Consider the following 23,148-nt stretch of genomic DNA (forward strand, 5'->3'; position numbering starts at 1 on the left):
AAGACAATCGAAGGGGATCTGCGATGAAGATCGTCATCATCGGCGGCACCGGTCTGATCGGCACGAAGCTGGTGGCGAAGCTCACCGAGCACGGCCACGAGGCGGTGCCGGCCGCGCCGAGCACCGGTGTCAACACGATCACCGGAGAGGGTCTGGCCGACGTGCTGAAGGGCGCCGACGTGGTGATCGACGTGGCCAACTCGCCGTCGTTCGAGGCCGGGCCGGTGATGGAGTTCTTCAAGACCTCGACGAGCAACGTGCTGCAGGCCGAGGACGCGGCCGGCGTCCGGCACCACGTCGGGATCTCGATCGTCGGCACCGAGCGGATGCCTGAGAACGCCTACTTCGCGGCGAAGATCGCCCAGGAGGAGCTGATCAAGGCCTCCGGTCTGCCGTATTCGCTGGTGCACGCGACGCAGTTCTTCGAGTTCGTCGGCCCGACCGCGGACTCGGGCACCGGCGACGACGGCAAGGTGCACATCGCACCGGTCGCGTGGGCGCCGATCGCCGGTGACGACGTGGCGAAGAACCTCGCGAAGGTCGCGGTGGGCGAGCCGCTGAACGCGCGGATCGACATCGCCGGCCCGGACGAGTATCGGATGGACGAGTTCTTCCGCAAGGCGCTGGCGCAGCGCGGCGACGCCCGCGAGGTCGTCTCCGACCCGCACGCGCTGTACTTCGGCGCCGAGCTGAAGGAGCGCAGTCTGGTCCCGGTCGGCCCCGCCACTCTGGGCGAGCTGCACTACGACGAGTGGTACGCCGCGCAGGCCGGTCGATGACGATGGGCCTCAACGACGCGGATGAGCAGTACCTGCAGGCGCTCGAGGTCGAGGTCGACGCCGACATCGAGCTGAACGCTGCGAACACCCCGGCCGAGGACGACCTGGGATCACCCGCGGATTGGCTGCTCGACCCGGTCGAGGCGCAGGAGGAGGCCGTCGAGCTGCACAGCCTGCACGACGCCATCGCAGTGCTCGAGGGCGACGACGAACCCGACGCCGGCCCGGCAATATCCTCGAGCTGACGAAAGAGGGGTACGGATGGCGGATCAGCCGACCGAGCTCGACGACGCGGTCGCGGTCTTCAACGAGGTGCGACCGCGCCTGATGGGGATCGCGTACCGGATGCTGGGCAGCCACACCGAGGCCGAGGACCTGGTCCAGGAGGTGTGGCTGCGCTGGCAGGCCGCGGACCGCAGTACGGTCCAGAGCCCGGTGGCGTACCTGTCGACGGCGGTGACCAGGCTCGCGATCAACGCGAGCCAGTCCGCGCGCGCCCGGCGGGAGACCTACATCGGGCCGTGGCTGCCGGAGCCGGTCGACACGAGCGCTGATCCGTACCTCGGTGCCGAGCGCGGGGAGGCCTTGAGTTTCGCGGTCCTCCTCGTGCTCGAGCGGCTGTCACCCACCGAGCGGGCGGCGTACATCCTGCGCGAGGCGTTCGACTATCCGTACGACGAGCTGGCGACGATGCTGCAGTCGACCGAGCCCGCGGTCCGGCAGCTGGTCAGCCGGGCGCGGAAGCGGATCCGCGCAGAACGGCGGACCGAGGTCAGCGGGAGCCAGCAGAAGAAGTTGCTCTCGGCCTTCGTCGAGGCGGCGCGGTCGGGCGATCTCGCCGAGCTGGAGCAGTTGCTGGCCAAAGACGCGATCAGCTACTCCGACGGCGGCGGGGCGGCGCGCGCGTCGAGGTTCCCGGTCGTCGGGCGCGAGCGGGTGGCGAAGTACCACCGGGCCTTCCACTCGCGGTTCTGGGTCGGCGTCACGGTGGAGTTCGGCCGGGCGAACGGCCGTGCGGTCGCGATGCTCGAGCGCGACGGCGTGGTGTTCGCGGTGTGCACGGTGATCGCGTCGGACGACGGCATCGACGAGGTGCTGTGGATGATGAACCCGGCGAAGATCACCGCCGTCGCTTGAGCTGGAGGAGATGTGTTCAAGCGAGGTGATCATGCCGTCGTACACAGATTCGCGACAGCCTGCCGGGCCGGTAGTGCGGGTGCGATCCGGAGCCTGCTGGCGCCTGAGGTGATCGCGGTCAGCGACGGCGGCGGGCAGGTGTTCGCAGCGCCAGGCCCGGTCCGGGGGATCGCGCAGGTCGCGGAGTGCGTGTGCACGGTGCTCGGCGTACATCCGGAGATGGCTCTGACCGTCGAGGCGGTCAACGGCCAGCCGGGCGTCGTACTGCGTGGCGCCGGCCGCGTCGTCGCCGTCGTCAGCCTGAAGGTGACCGGCGCGAAGGTCGCCGCGGTCTGGATCGTGCTGAACCCGGACAAGCTCCGGCACTGGGTGTGACGCTCTCCGGGGAATGAACGCCCCCTGGTCTGGTGTTGACATGTCAACCTAGACTTATCGGGTGAGCGGACAGGAGAGTGCAGACATGGCCGAGTTGGCCACGCTGGATTTCGGGTTGGACAGCTTCGGGGACATCCCCGTGGATGACAGCGGCGCGCCGATCACGGACGCGGCGGCGATCCGGCAGGTCGTCGAGGAGGCGGTCCTGGCCGACCAGATCGGCGTGAACGCGATCGCCCTCGGTGAGCACCACCGGCCGGAGTACTCGATCTCCTCGCCGGAGACGGTGCTGGCCGGTATCGCGACCAAGACGTCGAACCTCAAGCTCGGCTCCGGTGTCACCGTGCTGAGCTCGGACGACCCGGTGCGGGTTTTCCAGCGGTTCTCCACCGTCGACGCGCTGTCGAACGGGCGGGCCGAGGTCATCCTCGGGCGTGGGTCGTTCACGGAGTCGTTCCCGCTGTTCGGGTACGACCTCGCCGACTACGACAAGCTCTTCGAGGAGAAGCTGCAGTTGTTCGTCCAGCTGCTCGACGAGAAGCCGGTCACCTGGGAGGGCACGGTTCGCGCCGCGCTCGACAACGCCGACGTCTATCCGAAGACCGAGTCCGGACGGCTGCACACCTGGGTCGGGGTCGGCGGTTCGCCGCAGTCCGTCGTCCGTACGGCGTACTACGGGCTGCCGTTGATGCTCGCGATCATCGGTGGGGCGCCGGACCGGTTCGCGCCGTACCTGGATCTCTACAAGCGGGCCGCGGAGCAGTTCGGGACCGTCGCGCATCCGGTCGGGATGCACTCGCCGGGGTTCGTCGCGGAGACGGACGAGCAGGCGAAGGAGATCTTCTACGCGCCGTACAAGGTGATGCGGGACCGGATCGGCGCGCTGCGCGGCTGGCCGCCGTTGAAGCGCGAGGAGTTCGAGTCCGAAGTACTGCACGGATCGATGTACGTCGGGTCGCCGGAGACCGTCGCTCGCCGGATCGCCGATGCGGTCGGGACGCTCGGGGTTTCGCGGTTCGACCTGATCTACTCGGGAGGTCCGTTGCCGGTGAGCGCTCGGCTCAAGGCAGTTGAGCTGTACGGCACGAAGGTCATCCCGCTGGTGCGCGACATGCTCGCGGAGTCCAAGTGACGACGATCGGCATCCTAGGGGCCGGCAAGGTCGGGACCGTCCTTGCCCGGCTCGCGATCGCCGCCGGGTATCGCGTGCTGATCGCCGGCTCGGGTGAGGTTTCCAAGATCGCGCTGATCGTCGAGGTCGTCACGCCGGGCGCCGTGGCCACGACTGCTGCCGAGGCGGCGGCGGAGGCCGATGTGGTGATCCTGGCGCTGCCGCTCGGGAAGTACCAGACGATCCCGGTCGACGCACTGCGCGGAAAGCTCGTCATCGACGCCATGAACTACTGGTGGGAGGTCGACGGCATCCGCGACGACCTGACCGATCCGCGGACGTCGTCCTCGGAGCTGGTCCAGGACTTCCTGCCCGAGTCGCGCGTGGTCAAGGCCTTCAACCACATGGGCTACCACGACCTCGACGAAGGTCCTCGTCCCGCAGGATCTCCAGACCGCAAGGCGATCGCCGTGGCCGGCGAGCCCGCCGACGCGGCCGAGGTCGCCGCGATTGTCGACGCGTTCGGTTTCGATCCGGTCCTCACCGACTCGCTTGCCGAGGGCAAGCGCCTCGAGCCTGGCACTGAACCCTTCGGCGCGAACGTCGCCGCGGCCGAACTGCGCGAGATGCTCGCCCGGTTCCCCGAAACCGTCAAAGGTCAAGAGGCAGCCCAAGCCCGAGCCAACGCCGCATAGCCTGAGGGGCGGGACCAGGAGGTCCCGCCCCTCACTCATGTCCGGGCTAGCCGATGGAGATTCGGTCCAGGTCGGGGGCGGAGTCGGTGGTGTTGTAGATGCGGATCGTGTTTGCGCCCGCGGCTAGGTGGATGGGGAGCTGGGTTGTGCGGACAGTGGTGTTGCCTACGTCGGTGACGGAGACCTCGGTGGGGGAGCCGTTGTTGACGGAGACGAAGTACGACTTAGTTCCGTTGACTGTGTAGTCGAGGTAGAGGGTGTAGTCGCCTTCGGTGGGGGCCGTTACGTCGGGGAAGACGACGTGGGCGTCGTCGGAGCCGCCGAGATTGCGGACCTTCTGGGCTCCTGAGCAGGGGCCGCAGCTGGTGATGCCGGCCGAGCCGATCTGGTTGAGGGAGCTTTCGGCTTCGCGCATGAAGATGCGGTCAGCCGGGCGGATCTGGATCGGGACGGTCTTCGAGATCTTGTGGGGCAGACCAACGGTATCGAAGGTGACGTCGATCGGGACCTGCGCTGCCGTGGAGCCCGTGAGGGTCCAGGTGCCGGAGATGACTTGACCGAGGCGGAGGCGGGATGCCGTGACCGGTGCGCCGGTGACGGTCCAGCCGGCCGGGGCGGTGGGTGCCAGCGTCACGTTGTCGACCGCGTCCTCGTCCAAGCGGAGGTTTGCGGAGACGGTTACCGACTGCTGGCCTGGTCCGACCCAGACGATGCCGGAGGGTTGGACTGTCATGGTCGTCTTCGGCACGTATGACGCGGGTGGGAGCGGGCCGACCGTGATGCGGTCAACGGGCGAATCACTCTTGATTTGAACGACGTTGGCGCCGGCCTGGAGTTGCACAGGAAGAGCAATGGTCGTCGGTACGTCGGCGTTTCCCGGGTCGAGCGTGACTTGCACGGGAGCACCGCCGTTGGTGCGCACGCTCAGGGTCCGGTCGTGGGTTGGTAGGGCAGTGAGCTCTAGTTTGTAGGATCCGGCGGATGACGCTTGGACGTTCCGGTAGGTGACCCCGCCGACCACTGCGGCGGATCCCGAGCAGGCCGCGCACTTCAGTACGTGCGTGCCGCGCTCCGACTCGGCCTCCAACGGGACCGGATTGTGGAGCGCCTGCGGGTACGTGTAGCCGACGCGGATCTCGTCGATCTTCAGCTTCCCGAAGTACGTCGGGGACTGCGCTCCCGCCCACGTGTTGAGCACGTCGATCTTGATGTAACGCGCGAGCTGGTTGCCGATGTCAATGAACTGGACGCCACGCCGGCTGGGCATGGTGGCGGCGCTGACCTGTTTCCAGTGCCGGCCGTCGATGCTGACCGAGACCTTGTAATCCTTGATCCGGGCCGAGTCCTCGGGGCGACCGAAGGACTCTCGGGCGTGCGTCGGGGACCACTCGGTCTGGTTGACGGCCAGGTAGGTCGCAGGCCGCGGGTGCTTCAGATCGAGGGTCATCGAGACCGGGAACTTGCCGTCGGCATCCCAGTACGACGGGTAGCTGCCGTCCACCAACGCAGAGGCGGGATGCCCTGCGGCCGAGGACGAAGCAGTTGCCTCGAGCATGCTGTTCGGATAAACACCGGTCTGGCCCGCGGTGGTCACCTTGAAGACGGTGTCGTACGTGTCCCACGACGTGACACCGAGGATGCTCAGATACCCGCCGGACTGGTTGAACCGGAACTGCTTCCCGGTGCGCTCATCGGTGACTGACGTGACTCGATAGCCGTTGTCACGCAGCCTGATCAGATCCTGTGACACCGGCTTCGTCAGCACGTGGACGTACTGTGTGTTACCGGCGAGCGTGATCACGCCGTGGGACCCGTCGTTCCAGAAGCCGGGCTGCATCCCGCCGTACATGTAGCCGCCGCCCTGGGTCTTCTCGAGCGAGGACGCGATCGGCGGCAGCCAGTCCGCCATGAAGTTGTTGAAGGCGACCTGTTGCGGCGGGAACTTCCCGTTGACCATCGCGGTCTCGGCCATCAGCGACTTGATCGACGAGCCGGCGTTCGCGACGTACCGGCCGACGCTCAGCCCGTAGTCGACCTTGCTGTCACTACCGTCGTACCACCACTGGCCGCTGGTCGGCAGCTTGTAGTCGGCCTCGGTCAGCCGTGGCATCGGCGTGAACGTCGCCTGCGGATAGTCGTACGCCGGGGTCATGCCGGTCTTCTGCTCGTTGCTGACCGTGTCCATGATCGGCGTGTCCTCGTTGTTGTTGCTGAGCAACCACGAGGGTCGTTGCTGCCGGATCTGTTCGTACAGTCCGTGCTGTTCCCAGTATTCGTTGTCGTTGTCGATCCAGAACCCGGACAGGTCGGGGTAGTCGTCCATGACCTCGTGGAACAGGTCGTAGCTGTACATCCCGAACCCTTGCCGCGTGGTCAGGTCGACCTGCTGACCCTTGTACGCCGAGTACGCGGCCGAGTCGAGCGTCTCGACACCGGGCACCTCGTTGTGCCACTGCGGGTCGTCGGTCATGTAGAGCAGCACGTGCACGCCCTTGGCCTTGCCCGCGGCAACCAGTTCACCGAGGAAGTCCCGTTGCGTGGAGCAACTACCGGGGATCTTCGACGGCCACGGCCGGGCATACCCGAGCCGGCTGTGGAAGGTCGCGAGCACGATGTACGACGCGTGCAGCTTGAGCGCCTCGTCCACCCAGTAGTCCGCGCTCCAGCCACCGGCGGTGACGTCGCGCTCCCACGCGGCGCAGTCGGTGTGGCGGGGCGCGGTGAACATGCCCCAGTGCAGGAACAGGCCGGCGGTGGAGTCGCGCAGCCACTGCTGGCGCGGGTTCTCCACTTCGGCCCGGGCGGTGGGCGTCACGGACAGAAGGGTGGCGAGGAGGGCGAGGACGAGCAGGATGATGCGAGGGAGTCGCAGGGCCATCGGTGATCTCTCACTTCCAGCTGGGCGGAAGAATTGCTGAAGGATTAGGGAAACCAGATTGCCTATTCAGAGATCCGATCTTTCATCGCCCGACCCGGCCCGGTCAAGACCCCGGCACCGCCAACAGCTCCGCGACCACGGTGTCGAGCGCCATCCGGGCCGCGCCGAGAGCGACCGAGTCGGCGCCCATCGCCGAGCTGATCACCTCGATCGGGACCAGCGTGAGCTTGGCCAGCTCGCGCCGGAACGGCTCGGCGATGATCGCCCCGCCGCGGGACATACCGCCGCCGAGGACGATCACCTCGGGGTCGACCGCCAGCGCGAGCACCGCCGCGCCGCGGGCCAGCACCTCGGCGAACTCGATCAGTACCTCGAGGCTCTCCGGGTCCTGCCGCGCCGCAGACGCGATCACCAGCTCGCCCTCGCGCCCCGCGCCGGGTGGCCCCGCGTGGGGCCGGCCGGCCGCGCCGCCTTGGCTCGCGGCGTCGGCCGCTGCCAGCTCGGCGCCTCGGGCGTGCAGTCGCTCCATCGCCGGGGCCCAGCCCAGCGCTGGGAAGACGCCGATCTCGCCCGCCGCGCCGTGCCGGCCTTGGTGGACCTGGCCGTCGATCAGGACGCCGGCACCCGCTCGGTGGCCGGCGAACATGTAGACGATGTCGCGGTGCTCCCGCGCCGCACCCTTCCAGTGCTCGGCAAGCGCGGCGAGCTTCACGTCATTCGCCACCGCGACCGGCTTGCCCAGTCCCGCCGACAGGTCGCCGGCCACGTCGATCTCGGTGAACCCGGGCAGCGAGTACGGCGCGAGTGCCGACCCGACCGGGCCCTCGCGAACGTCGTGCACGCCCTCGGCGGCGCGCAGCGCACCGGTCACCCCGCACGCGATCCCACTGATGTCGGCGGCGTCGACCTTCGCTCGCGCCCAGCTGCTCCGGACGACCTCGATCCCGGCCCGGATCCGTCCGCGTGCATCGAGGTCCGGATCGAGCTCGACCCGCTCGGTCGCGAGGAGGTTGCCGCGAAGGTCGGTGATCACGGCGAGCGCCTTGTGCGCGCCGATGTCCAGGCCGGCGACGTACCCCGACTCGGCGCGGAACCGGAAGTGCCGGGCCGGCCGACCGGCCGCGCGGGTGGAAGACGGCGTCCGCGGGGCGGAGGTCTCCTCGACACGGCCCTCGGTGAGCAGCTCGGAGAGCAGGTCCTCGGCGGTCGGTCTGGAGACGCCGACGACCGCGCGCAGCTCGCGCAACGTCAGCGACTCGGCCGCGAGGAAAGCGCCGAGCGCCGCGGACAGGTTGAGCCTGCGCAGCAGCGACGAATCGCCGGTGCGCCCGTCGTGGGCTCGATCTTGACTCATCGGATGAATCGTCCTTATGCTCGCGCCGATATTGCTAACTAGATTGCATATTATGCGCCGTCGAGAGGAACACTGATGAGATCGCGGTTGACGGTCACCCTGGCGGCCCTTCTGACGGTAGCGCTTGCCGGCTGTACGCAAGGCGGCAAACCCGCCGACAGCGCGAAGAGCGGAGGCGGCACCGTCGAGCTGACGATGCTCACGTTCGAGACGCCGAACCTGCCGGCCTCGCTGTGGGACTCGGCGATCGCCCGGGTCGAACAGAAGGTCCCGGGCGTGAAGATCAAGAAGCTGGTCACGCCGAACGTCGACCGCACGACGTACGCCAAGCAGTTGGCGAGTTCGGGACAGCTGCCGGACATCATGATCGCGGTGAACCCGCAGGGCTTCGCCGAGGGCGGTCAGTTGGCCGAGTTCACCCAGGACGATCTGAAGGACTTCGCCGACCCGACCTCGGGCGCGATCAAAGGCAAGATCTACCAGCTGCCGACGAACGCTCAGCCGCAGTCGCTGCTCTACTACAACAAGGACGACTTCGCGAAGGCGAAGATCACCGCCCCGCCGAAGACCTGGGCCGAGTTCCTCGCCGACTGCGGGAAGCTGAAGGCTGCCGGCATCACGCCGATTGCGGTCGGTGGTGGCGGCCAGGACACGTTCGCCAGCATGTACACCTGGGTCGGCACGGTCGGCACCGACGTCTACCTGAGCGACCCGGACTTCTCCAAGCAGATCACCGACGGCTCGAAGACGTTCGACGACCCGGCGTTCGTGAAGGCCACCGACAAGGTCGCGCAGCTGGCCAAGCTCGGGTACCTCGACAAGCAGGGCACGAGCCGCTCGTACGCCGATCACGAGAAGGCGTTCCGCGCCGGGTCCGCGGCGATGTACCCGATGGGCTCGTGGTTCGCGACGTCGGCCGACAACGACAAGCCGAAGTTCGGGGTCGGCGTGTTCGCGTGGCCGTCCGACGACGGGAAGGCCGTCGTACCGAATCTGACCGGTGGCGGGCTGAGCGTGAGCGCCAAGGCCGAGAACGTCGACCTGGCGAAGAAGTTCGCGCTGGAGTGGACGAAGGACAAGGAGACGTCCGACGCGTTCACCAAGGCGGACGGGACGTTCAACACGATCAAGGGCTACCAGCCGCCGGCCGACATGGGGCCGCTGTTCAAGGAGACGCTCGCGATCTACAACCAGGCTGTGAAGGACCAGACGGTGACGCCCGCGCTGTCGATCGAGCAGGGCGACAACGGGCTGCCCGCGGACATGACGGTGCCGGTGCAGCAGATCGCGGTCGAGGTGCTGAACGGGAAGTCCGACGCCAAGGCAGCGGTGACGAAACTGAACAAGGAATATGCGTCGCTCAAGTAGCCGGTCGGTCCGTGAGTTCGCCGGCTTCGCCCTGCCCGGGCTGTTCCTGTACGGATTGCTGGTGCTGGTTCCGATCGGCTGGACCGTGGTGCTGGGGTTCACCGATCGGAACCGGTTCGCCGCCGCCACGCACTGGGTCGGGTTCGACCAGTTCCAGCGGTTGTTCGCCGATGACCAGTTCTGGCTGGTGCTGAAGAACACGTTCGTGGTGACGGCAATCGTTGTCGTCGTACCGAATGCCCTCGGGCTCGCGATCGCACTGCTGCTGAACAGCAACACGCTGCTGTACCGGTTGCTGCGCTCGGTGTTCTTCACGCCGGTGATCCTCAGCGGGATCGTGGTCAGCGTCATCTGGCAGAGCATGCTCAGGCCGGGTGGCGTGCTCGACCAGGTCGGTTGGCTGTCGGATCCGAGCATCGCGTTGTACTCGATCTCCGGGATCATCTGCTGGCAGATGCTCGGCTTCTGCGTCGTCGTCTACCTCGCGGGGCTGAACGGCGTACCGCGGGAGCTGTACGAGGCGGCGATCGTCGACGGGGCCGGCTGGTGGCGGCGGTTCGGGTCGATCACCTGGCCGATGATCGCGTCGGCGGTGACGATCAACACGGTGATGCTGCTGATCAGCGGCTTCAAGGTGTACGAGCACATCCTCGTGCTGACCAACGGCGGACCGGGCCGCAACACCACGGCGTCGATCGCGTTCGACGTCATCGAGAAGGGGGTCCGCGGTGACCGGATCGGGTTCGCCGCGGCGGAGGCGACCGTGATGCTCGCGATCATCGTCGCGCTGAGCGGCGTCGTACTGCGGGTGCTCCGTCGTCGGGAGGTGCACCTGTGAAGGCACTGCGACCGATCGGCGCTGTCGCGTTGGCCGCCCTGTTCTTCTTCCCGGTGTACGTCGTCGTGACCGGCATGCTGAAGCCGGTCAAGGACATCCAGTCGTCGCCGCTCGGGCTGCCGATGCCGCCGACCACCGCCAACCTGGGTGCGGTCCTCGGCCGCGAGGACGGGCTGTACTGGTCGGCCTTGCTGAACAGCGTCCAGATCACCGTGCTCTCGGTGGTCGCATTGACGTTGCTTTCGGCAATGTTGGCGCACTACCTGGTCCGGTCGACCGCGCGCTGGACGCGGCCGGCGCTGCTGATGTTGCTGTCCGGGCTGATGATTCCGCCGGCGGTGATCCTGCAGCCGATCACGCAGGTGCTCGGCGCGGTCGGGCTGATGAACTCGGTGGTCGGCGTGGTCTGCGCGAACGTCGCGTACTACCTGCCGTTCGGCGTGTTCGTGTTCGCCGGGTTCATCGGCGGCGTACCGGTCGAGATGGAGGAGGCGGCGAGCATCGACGGTGCGAGCCGGTTCCGGCTGTTCTGGCAGGTGGTCTTCCCGACGCTGCGGCCGGCGGCGGCGAGCGTGATGATCTTCCTCGGGGTCTGGGTCTGGAACGACTTCCTGACCCCGCTGATCGTTCTCGGTCCCGAGTCGGGGACCACCGTGACGGTCGGCGTCTATCGCTCGGTCGGGGAGTACTCGACCAACTTCGGCACGTTGTACGCGTTCTCGTTCCTCGCGTCGCTGCCTGTCCTGTTGTTCTTCGTCGCGCTGCAGAAGCAGTTCGTCGCCGGTCTCACCGCGGGGGCGGTCAAATGAGCATCTCTTTCGCCCATCGGGTCCTGCTGATCAGCACGCCGGGGACGTCGTACTCGGCGTACCTCGGTGATGACGACATCCCGATCCACACGCATTGGGGCGCGCGGATCACGGTGCCCGATGCGGAGTACCTCGCGCGGTCGACGGCAGCGCGGCTGGAAGCCGAGTGGACGAGCTTCCGGTCCGCCGCGAACGGGCACGAGGAGTATCCGCTCGACGGGGGACTGCAGTTCGGACGGGCCGCGTTGTCGCTCGGGGATCGTGGCGTTGCGTGGTCCTTCGTGGGGGCTGTGCACGGCGATCGTCAGGTGGAGCTGCAGTTCGCGGCGGGAGAGGTGCGGATCGGCCTGCATTACCGGGTGTACGACGACAGCGATGTAATCGATCGGTGGGTGACCTTGCGGAACGACTCCGCTTCGACCGTCGACGTACATCGGTTGGACTCGGCGGCGTGGGTGCTGCCCGAGCAGGCGGCGTACCGGATATCGACGTTGACCGGACGATGGGCGGCGGAATCGCGACTGAGTCGGCACACGCTCGGCGAAGGGCGGTTCGTGCTCGAGAGTCGGCGCGGGATCACGAGTCATCACGTGAATCCGTGGTTCGCGATCGATGACCGGGCGGCGACGGAGGAGTACGGCGAGGTTTACAGCGCGGCGCTGCATTGGAGCGGGTCGTGGCGGATGCTCGCGCAGTACGAGATCGACGAGCCGGTGCAGGCGTTGTTCGGTTGGGGCCACGAGGACTTCGGGCCGCGGGCGTTGGAGCCGGGGGAGGAGCTCGAGACGCCGGTGTCGTCCGGGCTGTTCAGTGCGGGCGGCTTCGGTACGACGAGTCGTGCGTGGCACGCGTACGCGTTGAAGCACGTGCTGCCGGGTGCTGGCGACGTACGGCCGGTCTTGTTCAACTCATGGGAGGCGACGGGCTTCGACGTCGACGAGGCCGGGCAGGTCGAGTTGGCGACGCGGGCCGCGGACCTCGGGTGCGAGTTGTTCGTGCTCGACGACGGGTGGTTCGGCGGTCGCGTCGACGATCGGACCGGGCTGGGCGACTGGTGGGTGAACCGGGAGCGGTTCCCGAACGGGTTGCAGCCGTTGATCGCGAAGGTGCAGGCGCTCGGGATGGGGTTCGGGCTGTGGGTCGAGCCGGAGATGGTGAACCCGGACTCCGAGCTCTACCGGGCGCATCCGGACTGGGTCTACCACTTCGAGGGCCGGTCGCCGTCCTTGCGACGTAACCAGCTGGTGCTGAATCTTGCCCGGCCGGATGTCGCCGCCTGGGCGTTCGAGCAGCTGGATTCGTTGCTGTCAGCAAACGATCTGCAGTTCGTGAAATGGGACATGAACCGGCCGTTCGCGGACACCGGTTGGCCGGCCGAGCCGTCGCGGCAGGGGCGGATCTGGTTCGATCATGTGACCGCGGTGTACGAGATCATCGATACGCTGCGGTCGAAGCATCCCGGGGTTGCGGTCGAGGCGTGCTCGGGCGGGGGCGGGCGGGTCGATCTCGGGATGATGGCGCGGACGGATCAGTTCTGGACGTCGGACAACACCGATGCTCTGGATCGGCGGTACATCCAGCACGGGTTCAGTCAGGTCTATCCGGCGCGGACGATGTCGTGCTGGGTGACCGACGTACCGACGTTCATCAACAAGCGGACCGTGCCGTTGCGGTATCGCTTCCACGTCGCGATGGCGGGGGTCCTGGGGATCGGCGGTGATCTGACCGAGTGGTCGGCTGAGGAGCTGTCGTCGGCGCGGGATCTGATCGCGGAGTACAAGTCGGTCCGGCACGTGATCCAGCACGGCGCGCAGTACCGCCTGGGTGAACCGGGGCGCGGGGTGTCGGCTGTTCAGTACGTGACCGACGATCGGCAGGAGTCGGTCGTGATCGTTTATCAGGAGGCTCAGCAGTTCGACAGCCCGGCTCGGCCGGTCAGGTTTCGCGGCCTTGATCCTCAGGCTGTGTACGGCGACCTGTCCGGCGCGGCGTTGATGTCGAGCGGCGTACACCTGTCATTGACCGGCGACTACGCCAGCGAGCTCCTTCACCTGCGGGCGCGCGGCTCGCTCGGCGCCGATGCCGGCGGCGATCACGCTCGCGATGCCGACGGCCTGGAGGAGGCCGGGGGACTGGCTCAGGAAGATCCAGCCGACCAGTAGGGCCAGCGCCGGCTCGAGGCTCATCAGGGTGCCGAACACGCCCGCGTCGAGCCTGCGGAGAGCCAGATACTCGAGGCTGAACGGGATCACCGGGAGGAGCAGCGCTAGCCCGAAACCGATGATGACCAGCTGCCACGTCATGACCGGGATCGTGCTCGGCCCGGCGACCGCGGTGGCGACGACGGCGGCCACCGGGAGCGAGACGCCCATGCCCTGGAGACCGGTCACGCTCCCGCCGACCCGCTGCGTGAGGATGATGTACGCCGCCCAGCAGGCGGCCGCGCCCAGCGCGAACAAAACGCCCAGCCCGTCGACCGAACCGTGCCATGGCTGGGTCAGGAGCATTACCCCGACGAACGCCAGCGCCGGCCAGATCAGCCGGCCGCGACTTCGCAGTACGGCGACCGAGAGCGGACCGAGGAACTCGAGCGCGCTCGCCGTCCCGAGTGGGAGCCGGGCCGCAGCGGCCATGAACAGGAGCGTCACACCGGCGGTGGCGATGCCGAGACCGACCGCGGCCAGGAACGAGTTGCGGTCGAACGAGCTGGGGCGCGGGCGGAACAGCACGAGCACGATCAAGCCGGCACAGACCAGCCGCAGCCAGGCCGCGCCCTCCGGGCCGACCCGGTCGAAGAGTCCGACGGAGGCGGCCAGTCCGAGCTGGACCAACGTCATCGACAGGACGGCGAACGCTACGCCGGTCTGCCTGTCTCGTGTGCGCATATGTCCAGTGAAGCTCGCGAATTTCTTCGCGTCCACGTGATAATCCTGGACAGACCGTTCATGATTTATGAATGGATGTACGACGCCTCGAGCTGCTTCTCGCCCTGTCCCGGCAGGGGTCGATGCATGCGGTCTCGGCGGCGCTCGGCGTCACCACGTCGACGGTCTCGCAGCAGATCGCGGCGCTGGCCAAGGAAGTCGGTACGCCGCTCGTCGAGCCCGACGGTCGCCGCGTGCGGCTCACTCCGGCGGGCCGGCGGCTGGCCGCTCATGCGGTCGACATCCTCGCCGCACACGAGGCCGCGCGCGCCGACCTCGATCCGTCGGCCGAGCCCGCGGGGACGGTGCGCGTGGCGGCCTTTCATACCGTCATCCGGGACACCTTGCTGCCCGTCGTAGCCCAACTGCCTCCGGCCGTGCGACTGGAGATCCAGGAGCAGGAGCCACCCGAGGCGCTCGCCCTGTTGGAGCGCGACCAGGTCGACCTCGCACTGAGCTACGACTACAACCTCGCACCCGCCGCGGTCGACCCGGCGCTCGAATCCATCCCCCTCTGGGAGTCCGCCTGGGGCCTCGCCGTCCCGTCGCACTCGCGGCGGACGACCGGTCCGGCGGCAGAGGTAATAGCCGCCTTCGCCGACAGCGACTGGATCGTCAACTCCCGCCACACCGCCGACGAACAAGTCATCCGCACCCTGGCCGCCCTCTCCGGCTTCGAACCCCACATCACCCAGCGAGCCGACACCCTCCAACTCGTCCAGGAAATGATCACCGCCGGCCTGGGCGTAGCCCTCATGCCCGCCGCCTACCCCAAAACCACCGGCATCTCCCTCCGCCCCCTCCGCACCCCCCAACCCCAAATGCGCGCCTACGCCCTAACCCGCCGAGGCCGCACCAACTGGTCCCCACTGTCCCTCGTCCTCAACCTGCTGCGCTGACCCCGGGTCAGGCGCCGAAGAATTGGGCGACCATTTCGGCTCGGCTGGAGACGTCTAGTTTGGCGAAGATTCGGCGCATGTGGGTGGAGACGGTCCAGGGGCTGATGTCCAGGGAGCTGGCGATGGCGCGGTTGGTGGCGCCGTCGGCTACCAGGCGGGCGATCTGGAGTTCTCGGGGGCTGAGGGTGTGACGCGGAACCTGGGCCGAGACGACCAGGACGCAGCGTACGTTGTCGTGCTCGAGCATCACCGATACGCCGCTGTCGCTGGTCGTGGTCTCCACGACGTACAGCTCGACGTGATCGATCATCGCTCGTAGCGCGGCCACGATGCACTGCTGCAGCGCCGCGTCCGCTGTCTCCCCCGAACCGGTACGGGGTGGGGGAGGCGAGTGTGCCAAGGTCGCGGACCCCCGGATCGACGCAGGCGTAGCGGTAGCGGTCATCGTCCCTCCCCCTCGAGCTGCACCGGCAATTCGCCGCAACGAAACTGCCGGATCACACCATGGTGATCCTTTCGCCGCAATACCGGTACCGACTGGGCTCTAATCGGCCGGGTCAATGCCCACAGCAGTGCCGCGGACAGCTGTACTCCGGTCGCCCATCCGGCGATGTCCATCGCCTCATCAGGCCCGTGCGCATTCCCTGCCGGTGGCCCGAAACCCAGCAATAGCGGGCGAACCCGCAACGCTCGCGCCAGGATGCCGACGGCCGGGATCGTGCCACCGGACCGTACGTCGACCGGCGGCCGGCCGACGATCGCAACACACGCTTGATCTACTGCGTGCCGGACAAAATCGTCCGGCACCGTCTCGATGGCCGGCACGCCGCCGGTGAAGTGCAGCCGGACATGCGGCGCGAAGCGCTTGAGCAGATGACGAGCCCGCCGTACGACGTCCGCCGGATCGGATCGCGGCGGCAGCCGGACGTCGAGCGTCGCGGCCGCGCGCGACGGCAGCGACGCACCGCCGGTGCCGGCGACGAGCCGCGTCACCCCGACCGATCCGCGCAGCGTCACGCGCTTGTCGAGGCCGCGATCGATCATGGCCCGTCCCGGTGCGGCTCGTTTGATCGAGTCGTCGGTCCTCGAAGTCGCGGTCGATCGGACGGCGGTGGCATCAGCGAAGAGCTCGGCCCGCAGCAGACGGAGCGCATCGGCGAGGACAAGGCTCGGGTCGACGACGGCGCCGCCGAGTCGCCCGGCGTGCACCGCCGTACCGCCGGTGTCGACGGTCAGCGAAGCGGCGAGGCGGCCGCGCTGGCTGATCGTCACGGTCGGCGTGCGGTCGTCGTACCGCTCGGTGTCGGACACGATCACGGCCGCCGGTCGGAGTCCCCGCAGTTCGCCGAGGACCTGCGCGAATCCGGGACTGCCGACCTCTTCGGCCCCCTCCGCGATCACGACGATCTCGGCGGGCAGCAGGCCGGGCCACGCGTCCAGGGCGCACAAATGCGCGAACAGTTGGCCTTTGTCGTCGTTCGCGCCGCGGGCATAGATCACGCCATCACGAATCACCGGACGGAACGGATGCGACGACCAGCCAGGCCCGGCCGGCTGTACGTCGTAATGCCCGTAGATCACCACCTGCCTCGCGCCCGGCGCCGCCGGCCAGCGCGCGACGACGACATCGCGTCCGTTGCGCGTCGGCCGAAGGTCCACCGTCGCGCCGCGCGCACGCTGCCAGGACGCGAGCCAGCGGGCGGCCCGGCGTACGTCGTCGGCGTGGCGCGGGTCCGCACTGACCGAGGGGATGGCAAGCCAGTCCAGGAGCTCGGTCAGGCGTCGTGCTTGCCGCTGCTTGGCAGCGGCAAGCACTTGCGGCGGGATCATCGTTCAATCACTGTCATCACTGGCGCGTCCGGACGGGTACGCCGCCCTGGCCGCCGCGATAGGTGCCGGTGCCGCCGCGTCGCGGGTACATGGGACCGCGGGCGCTCGGTGGCATCTGCGCCGGCGTACGTTCGCTGTACCGCGCGGCGATGCCGGACTGTCCCATCTGCTCCCACGGCATGACCCGGTCGGTCCCGGAACGCTTGGCGAGGCTCATCGCCTGCGCGGACGTCAGCCATTCCTCGGACGGCTCGGCGATCTCCATCAGCAGCGCCTCGAACTGACCGCGCCCGGTCTCCATCACGTGGTTGCCGGACAGCCACCGCAGTACGTCGCGGCCGTTGACCGCCATCCGTTGCCGCGGACTGCTCTGCAGGCGTACGTCGAAGTACCTGATCAGCACCTCGTCGACAACGTCCCACGCGTTGGCCGCACCGAACAGGTCCTTGACGTCCTCGGAGCCGAGGATCGCGAAGCATTCCTCGAGCAGCTGCATGACTTCGACGCGCAGTACGTTGAGGTGACCGTACGACGTGAACTTCAGGTTGTTGCGCAGATCGAGCCCGGCCCGGCGGACGACCGCGATCGACCCGAAGCTCGGGTCCAGCGCCCGCTCCCGGATCACGTCGCTGATCCGCTTGTCGCGCCAGAACAGCGTGACCTGGTTGATGAAGTGCGAGAACAACATGTGGAAGTCGGTGTTCGGCCGGCTCTGCCCGGCGCCGAGTCCGCGGCCGTAGCCGAGCACCCGCCGGTACGCCGCCAGCCGGTCCTTCGCCGTGTAGCGCAGTACGTCGCGACGGTCGAACTGGTAGAGCCGGTACGCGCCCTCGCCGCCCGACAGGCGGATCGCGCCGCCCTCGAACAGCTGCTTCAGGCGCTGCACAACCTTGAAGACGCCGATCTTCTCGTGCTGATAGATGTAGTACAGATCGCCGACCGCGACGACGCGTTCGGAGTTGACGTTCTCGTCGTACTCCGCGACGCCCTGCGGAATCTTGACGTCGCCGAAGTCCTGCGCCGCGTCCGGCCCGACGCCGACCAGTTCGGCCAACCCGCGGTCCGGCGGCCGCGGCCCCGCCGCATCCGCCTCCCGAGCCGCCGTGACCAGATCATCGAGCTGCTTGTTGATCTCCTCCGCCAATGCCGGATTGGAAACCAAACTCCCCGACAACCGCTCCGCCACCTGACTCCGCAGCGCCTGCATCCGATCCAGCAAGTCCTGATAATCCCGCTCGGAAAGCATGTCAGCTCCTCCTCCCGCGCGAACCTGCAGTCTTCTTGGCAACTGTCTTCGTGGCTGCTGTCTTCTTCGCGACCGCCTTCTTGGCGACTGCCTTCCTGGCGACTGTCTTCTTGGCAGCGGTCTTCTGTGCCGGCGGCGCCTTCAGTTGGTTGGAGACGGCGAGGAACGGCGCCGGCTGCTGCGGGACCGGCTGCGCGCCGGACAGCGGTTCGGGTTCAGGTTCGCGGGGTTTCGCCAGCTCCTTCGCGCGTTCGAGCTCCCTGAACGCCTGAATTGCGGCGCCGCGGGCGGCCTCGGCGCGGGTCTCCAGGTCCTTGATCCGCTGCTCGACCTTGGCCTCGGCACGTTCCTCGGCACGTTCCGCGCGCTCCTCGACAGCCTCGTCCGCGGTACGCCGCTCGTTCGCGGCGTCGACCGCTGTCAGAAGATCGGAGAGCTCGTCACTCCTGAGCGTTTTCACGAGCTTGGTCTGCATGAGGCCTTTGAGTTCCGGCCATCCGTCCGCGAGTTTCCCGGCCCGGTTCTGAACGTCCTCGTCGGCGACGATTGCGCGGAAGCGGGCCAGCGCCGAGTGGGCGACCTTGAGGTAGTGGCAGCCGCAACCGCACTCCTCACAGTCGTCGCTGCAGTCGTCCAAGCAATCGTCGTCGGCCGGCTCGGGCTCGATCGGATCGACGGGGGATTGCGGGACGAACCGCTGGTTCGGCGGGATGTCGCTCCAGGCGTCCGGTGCGCCGTCGGGATCCACGTCGTACGCCGGGCGCAGTCGTGGCCAGGTGGTGACGCTGGGGCCCTGGACGAGCCGGCCGAGTTCGCCGTCGACGATTGCCAGCGGCACCTCGCTGGCAGCCAGCAGAAGGCCTCGGCCGCCGGCAGCGGTGAGCAGTGTCTGCAGAGAGGCCGGCAACGCGCCGCGCTGGAAGATTCCGCCGAGGTGGTCGTCGTCGCCGCTTGCGCTGCCTTGCAAGGGAAGAACGAGTGTCGAGAGATCGACCGGTTGGTCGCCGCCGGTAACGAATGCCGGGACGTACGTGGCACGCAGATGCAGGCCTCTGACCTCGACCCGGACGAAGTCCTGGCCCAGCGCCTGGGTGTCGTCCTCGAACGGCATCACCGCGAGGTCGAGCAGTACGACGCCGGAGAAGCGGCCGATGCGGATCGCCTTCGCGGTCAGGCGTTCGATCAGGCCGCACAGTGTCGACACCGCGATCTTGACGCGTCCGGAGTACATCCCGGGCGGCAACGGCGTGCAGCAACCGAGCGGGATGCAGGTGACCTTGCCGCGGGAGCCGCAGTGGCAACCGCCCGCGCATCCCGAGCCGCCGCAGGGGATGAGCCGGCGGACGAGCTTGTCGCGGAGGGTGGTGAGCAGGTCGATGACCGTCGGGGTGAAGCTCGAGACCAGGCCGTCGCGGCCGGTGTCGCGGATGATGTTCGGACCGTCCTCGGTGACGAACACCCGCAGCCACTGGGTGAGGTCGTCGAGCGTGAGGCCGGTGCCGCGGTCCAGGATCACGGTCTGCCGCTCGGCGCCCGACACGAGCACCGAGTCGAGCACCGCCTCGAACTCGTCGACCTGTTCGGAGGCCGCTGCGAGCAACCTGCTGATCTGTACGAGATCCGTACCGAGGAACCCGCTGCCCTGGCCGAGCGTGAAGTCCGTACGACGCAACGCCCAGGAGCGCTGGAGATCGGTGACCAGCTCGACCAGGGTCCAGAAGCTCGTCCGCTGCTTCTCCTCGTCGACCGTGTTGACGTGATCGTCGTCGAGACCGAACCGGTCGCGCAGTGCACCGAGCTGACCAGGCACGCTGTCCGGATCGATCTCGGCCACAGCGGCCGGCACAACCGGCGGCGGGGCGGGCGGCAAGCCGCCGAAGGCGGCGGCCCGAGGCTGCACCACGACACCTCTGGCGCCCGAGCTTGGTACAGCGCCGACGGATCCCGCGATCGTGGTCGGACTGAACCCGGTCAGCACTCCGAACGCCGAGTCCACGAGGGCGACGCGGGGGCCGCCTTCGCGGCCGAATTCCAGGACGATTCGGCGGACCGAGTCTCGGACGAGGGTTCGGTAGGCCTCGCAGTCCTGGGGGTCCGCGTCGGTTCGGAGGGGTTGCAGGCTGTCGAGCATCCGGGTGATTTGTTCGTGGGCGGCTTTGGCGCGTAGGTACAAGGACGCCTGGCCGCCGGTTACGCCGCCCAGGTCGGCTTGGACCGCTACGCCGCGGGGGACGTACTTGGTGACTACGTGGTCCTCGAAGGTGGACAGCTCGAAGGAGGCCGACAAAGCCGCGGTGAAGGCTTTCGGGTCCTGGACGCGGGGGCGCCAGCCCAGGACGTCGCGGATGGCTGCGCTCACCACCGGGCTCTGGTCGCCGGTGCCGGAGCTGGTCGTCGGGCGGGCGACCGAGTCCGTGGTCATCAGCGGGAAAGCCTGGTCGACCTCGACGACCGGGAGTCCTGGCTGCAACTTGTCATTGGTCACGACGACCTCCTGGAGGTATTCGTCCCGGTCCCCGTGAGGGACGATCCGGTGACGAGCTCATGCCACGCGTCGCCGATCGCGAGACCGGCGGCGACGAGCGGTTCTTCACAGCGTTCGAGGCTCTGCTCGACGCCCGACCACCACGACGGCCAGGGACCACCCCGGCGTCGCGTGGAGCCGCGCAGTCGCGAGACCGCCTCGTGGGCGCGCAGATCGCGCCAGTAGATGAGACTTGCTTCCCGCACAAGCCGCTCGACCTGACCCAGTTCGACCGCGGCCGACTCCTTCTGAGCGGCGATCGCCTCGGCCAGCCGGGCCTGGATCTCGACGGTCAGCTGGGCGACGTGTTCGGCCGAGGCCAGGTCGCTCTCGTCCGGCTGGTCGTCGTTCGCGGTCAGGACCAGTTCGGCGACGGCGAGCCAGAGGGCGCGGAGCGCTTGGTGCAACGCCGTACGGCGGTCTTCGATCGTCATCGCGGTCACCGCCTCGCCAGCTGCGCGTAGAAGTTGCGCATCAGGCGATCCGGCTCGGCGCGATGGTGGTCGAGCGCAGAGCGTACGGCGCCGATCAGGAATCGCTCCGGGACGACGCCGGGATCGACACCCTTGGCGAGCCGTACGCCGGCCTCGTCGATCATCGCCTGATGCCGCGGCTCGAAGAAGATGACGTCCCGCAACGACTTCCCGCCGAGCCCCTGGAACGGCGTGTAGCAGACAGCCTCGACGACGGCCGGGATCGCCGTACGAGCGGTTGCCAGCAGCTTCGGCGGCATCGTCGACTCGCGCGGCGCCGGGTACAGCTGCGACCACGCGCGCCGGAACTCGCCGGCCCGCTCCGGGAACCCCATCCGCCGCAACAGCTCGCAGGACAGGAATGTCCGCAGGTACGGCGTGGGATGCACCGACCGCGGCGTATAGCCGAAGCTCTGCGCCGGGCCGCGCCCGATCACGTCCATCAACGACGAGACGAATGCCTCGCCGCCCAGAAGACCGCCAACCATATCGCCGAATATCTCGCGATTCCAGCGAACCCAAATATTGCCGATGGCAACAGGTATGCCGGCCTCGCGCAAACGGCGTTCGATCGACGACGGAACGGCCTGCTCGAGCTGCAATTCGTTCTGCAGATTGTGTGACACCTCGTGCAGGATCGCGCCGATGGTCCACGGATTCACGAGTCGGTGATACGGCAACTGTACAAGGGGGAACGGGTTCAGTTGCCGCCCGAGCCGACGCAACGGAATTCCCCGCCTAAATGTCGCGGGAGAAAAGCCCGTCCGCATATAACAGAATGGAGGCGGTGCCGGAATGCTTCGATCATTTCCCAGATGCATGAATACGTGCTGATAGCAATCGAGTGTGATCCGGTCGCATGCGTCCAGCCATTCCCCGAATGCGCCTTGCCGTTGGCCGAACAATTCGAAATAGAAGTCCCAGACTCGTTCCGTGGCCCGGACCAGGTCGTGCGCCTGCGTCTTCAGATCCAGCGCCAGGCTGACCCGGTGCGGCGACGGGTTGGTCTGCGCGGCGTCGGTCGCGCGATCCAATCGCTCGACGATCGTGTTCAGCGGTCCGCGCAACGTCGCCAGCAGAGCGTTGACCGCCTGCACATGTCCCTCGCTGGGACGAGCGGGCTGGCCACCGAACTCGTCGCGGCGGAAGTCACGGAGAGCGGTCAGGTGCCGGCGGACGTTCAGCGCCTGACCGGACAGGTACGCCGGAAGCACGTCGCGCCCCGGCCGCGCTGAAGCGATGGGCGTGGCGGCCGCCGCCTCGCCCTCGAACCAAGGCAGGGAAGGCAGCCACGACAACCAGGAACTGGTGGCAGCGGGCGGGGCGGCAGGCGCCGCCGGTGCAGTCGGCGTGGCTGGGACGGCCGGGGGAGTGATGCCGCTGAGCGCGCTGATCCGGCCGCGGAAGGCGTTCATGTCGAAGTTCGGGTCGATCTTCCGTCCGGGCGGATCAGCGACCTCCTTGTGCCCGAGCACCACGTTGACGCTCAGCCCGAAGTGGTCGATCAACACTCGACACAGCTGCGCGAACGCCGCCATCTGCACCTCGGGCCAGGTCGCGTCCGTACCTGTCGCCTCGGCCTCGATCCCGATCGAGTGGCTGTTGCCCCACGACGGATCCCGCACCGTTCCCGCGTGGTTGCAGCGCCCGGCCGCGATCACGTACACCTTGCCGGAGCGAGACAACCCGAAGTGCGACAACGGACCGCTCAAGTCCGGTCGTCCGTTGATCAACGTGTCGAGCGACGGCATATCGGCCGTCTTGTTCAGCGTCGCGGTGTGATGACACACGACCGCGCGGACGTCGCTCATCTCGTCCCGGCCGCGGGTCTGCCAGCCGGGCACCTCGATGACCTCGAGGCTGGTCTTACGGGCGACGCCCGCGAGGTCCGTCAGGTACGGCATCGTC

General features: G+C 67.9%; 19 protein-coding genes and 1 pseudogene. 11 read left to right on the forward strand and 9 right to left on the reverse strand.

Translation table 11 applies throughout. The features are described 5' to 3' along the window. Window positions 1–23 precede the first annotated feature (23 nt). The 6 genes from EV645_RS30460 (at window position 24) to EV645_RS30485 (ending at window position 4,097) form a co-directional block, all read left to right on the forward strand. Window positions 24–779, forward strand: coding sequence for an SDR family oxidoreductase (locus tag EV645_RS30460; RefSeq protein ID WP_130447502.1), 756 nt, complete (start codon window positions 24–26; stop codon window positions 777–779). Further along, window positions 776–1,024 carry a hypothetical protein gene (locus EV645_RS30465; protein ID WP_130447503.1) on the forward strand — a complete coding sequence of 83 codons (249 nt, stop codon included), beginning with the start codon at window positions 776–778 and terminating at the stop codon, window positions 1,022–1,024. Before EV645_RS30460 ends, EV645_RS30465 begins: the two co-directional genes overlap by 4 nt. Before the next feature lie 16 nt (window positions 1,025–1,040). Then, entirely contained in the window at window positions 1,041–1,916 is an 876-nt protein-coding gene (locus EV645_RS30470; protein WP_130447504.1) for an RNA polymerase sigma-70 factor, read from the forward strand. A 12-nt stretch (window positions 1,917–1,928) separates the two neighbouring features. Then, the gene (locus tag EV645_RS30475) at window positions 1,929–2,291 is read left to right on the forward strand and encodes a sigma-70 family RNA polymerase sigma factor family protein (protein WP_130447505.1); all 363 of its coding nucleotides are present in this window, start codon (window positions 1,929–1,931) and stop codon (window positions 2,289–2,291) included. Between the two features lie 61 nt (window positions 2,292–2,352). Beyond that, complete coding sequence (locus EV645_RS30480) at window positions 2,353–3,423, forward strand: LLM class flavin-dependent oxidoreductase (RefSeq protein WP_242000762.1); 1,071 nt, start codon at window positions 2,353–2,355, stop codon at window positions 3,421–3,423. Next, entirely contained in the window at window positions 3,420–4,097 is a 678-nt protein-coding gene (locus tag EV645_RS30485) for an NADPH-dependent F420 reductase (RefSeq protein WP_130447506.1), read from the forward strand. Before EV645_RS30480 ends, EV645_RS30485 begins: the two co-directional genes overlap by 4 nt. Window positions 4,098–4,143: 46 nt before the next feature. Here EV645_RS30485 and EV645_RS30490 read toward each other — a convergent pair whose 3' ends face one another. Together EV645_RS30490 and EV645_RS30495 are read right to left on the reverse strand one after the other, a co-directional pair. Further along, window positions 4,144–6,975 carry a discoidin domain-containing protein gene (locus tag EV645_RS30490; protein ID WP_130447507.1) on the reverse strand — a complete coding sequence of 944 codons (2,832 nt, stop codon included), beginning with the start codon at window positions 6,973–6,975 and terminating at the stop codon, window positions 4,144–4,146. A gap of 103 nt (window positions 6,976–7,078) precedes the next feature. After that, the gene (locus EV645_RS30495; RefSeq protein WP_130447508.1) at window positions 7,079–8,329 is read right to left on the reverse strand and encodes an ROK family protein; all 1,251 of its coding nucleotides are present in this window, start codon (window positions 8,327–8,329) and stop codon (window positions 7,079–7,081) included. A 75-nt stretch (window positions 8,330–8,404) separates the two neighbouring features. On the opposite strand from EV645_RS30495, the gene EV645_RS30500 reads away from it, so the two are divergent. The 4 genes and pseudogenes from EV645_RS30500 to EV645_RS30515 all read left to right on the forward strand — a co-directional run. Continuing rightward, entirely contained in the window at window positions 8,405–9,697 is a 1,293-nt protein-coding gene (locus EV645_RS30500; protein WP_130447509.1) for an ABC transporter substrate-binding protein, read from the forward strand. Further along, window positions 9,681–10,535: a carbohydrate ABC transporter permease gene (locus tag EV645_RS30505; protein WP_130447510.1), complete on the forward strand. Its 855-nt coding sequence runs from the start codon at window positions 9,681–9,683 to the stop codon at window positions 10,533–10,535. The genes EV645_RS30500 and EV645_RS30505 overlap by 17 nt, the downstream gene beginning before the upstream one ends. Further along, window positions 10,532–11,344, forward strand: coding sequence for a carbohydrate ABC transporter permease (locus EV645_RS30510; protein WP_198681952.1), 813 nt, complete (start codon window positions 10,532–10,534; stop codon window positions 11,342–11,344). The genes EV645_RS30505 and EV645_RS30510 overlap by 4 nt, the downstream gene beginning before the upstream one ends. Beyond that, window positions 11,341–13,338, forward strand: a pseudogene (locus tag EV645_RS30515) (alpha-galactosidase); the annotation flags it as partial. The gene EV645_RS30510 and the pseudogene EV645_RS30515, both read left to right, overlap by 4 nt. A 21-nt stretch (window positions 13,339–13,359) precedes the next feature. Here EV645_RS30515 and EV645_RS42930 read toward each other — a convergent pair. Then, the gene (locus EV645_RS42930; protein WP_242000763.1) at window positions 13,360–14,229 is read right to left on the reverse strand and encodes an EamA family transporter; all 870 of its coding nucleotides are present in this window, start codon (window positions 14,227–14,229) and stop codon (window positions 13,360–13,362) included. Window positions 14,230–14,300: 71 nt separating this feature from the next. Here EV645_RS42930 and EV645_RS30525 point away from each other — a divergent pair, with 71 nt between their 5' ends. Continuing rightward, complete coding sequence (locus tag EV645_RS30525; RefSeq protein WP_130447512.1) at window positions 14,301–15,167, forward strand: LysR family transcriptional regulator; 867 nt, start codon at window positions 14,301–14,303, stop codon at window positions 15,165–15,167. A 7-nt stretch (window positions 15,168–15,174) separates the two neighbouring features. On the opposite strand, the gene EV645_RS30530 is transcribed toward EV645_RS30525, so the two are convergent. Genes EV645_RS30530 through EV645_RS30555 form a run of 6 tightly spaced genes read right to left on the reverse strand, consistent with a single transcriptional unit; the run spans window position 15,175 to window position 23,144 of the window. Continuing rightward, a complete protein-coding gene (locus tag EV645_RS30530; protein WP_198681953.1) occupies window positions 15,175–15,612 on the reverse strand; it encodes a helix-turn-helix domain-containing protein in 438 nt (145 codons plus the stop codon). Continuing rightward, the gene (locus EV645_RS30535) at window positions 15,609–16,997 is read right to left on the reverse strand and encodes a M20/M25/M40 family metallo-hydrolase (RefSeq protein WP_130447513.1); all 1,389 of its coding nucleotides are present in this window, start codon (window positions 16,995–16,997) and stop codon (window positions 15,609–15,611) included. The genes EV645_RS30530 and EV645_RS30535 overlap by 4 nt, the downstream gene beginning before the upstream one ends. 16 nt (window positions 16,998–17,013) lie before the next feature. Continuing rightward, window positions 17,014–18,243, reverse strand: coding sequence for a hypothetical protein (locus tag EV645_RS30540; protein WP_130447514.1), 1,230 nt, complete (start codon window positions 18,241–18,243; stop codon window positions 17,014–17,016). A gap of 1 nt (window position 18,244) precedes the next feature. Beyond that, window positions 18,245–20,728, reverse strand: a complete 2,484-nt coding sequence (locus EV645_RS30545) for a hypothetical protein (protein WP_130447515.1) — start codon at window positions 20,726–20,728, stop codon at window positions 18,245–18,247. Then, window positions 20,725–21,201, reverse strand: a complete 477-nt coding sequence (locus EV645_RS30550; protein ID WP_130447516.1) for a hypothetical protein — start codon at window positions 21,199–21,201, stop codon at window positions 20,725–20,727. The genes EV645_RS30545 and EV645_RS30550 overlap by 4 nt, the downstream gene beginning before the upstream one ends. Window positions 21,202–21,206: 5 nt before the next feature. Then, complete coding sequence (locus EV645_RS30555; RefSeq protein ID WP_130447517.1) at window positions 21,207–23,144, reverse strand: peptidoglycan recognition protein family protein; 1,938 nt, start codon at window positions 23,142–23,144, stop codon at window positions 21,207–21,209. Window positions 23,145–23,148 lie beyond the last annotated feature (4 nt).

The sequence above is a fragment of the Kribbella rubisoli genome (genome assembly GCF_004217145.1).
GTDB lineage: Bacteria > Actinomycetota > Actinomycetes > Propionibacteriales > Kribbellaceae > Kribbella > Kribbella rubisoli.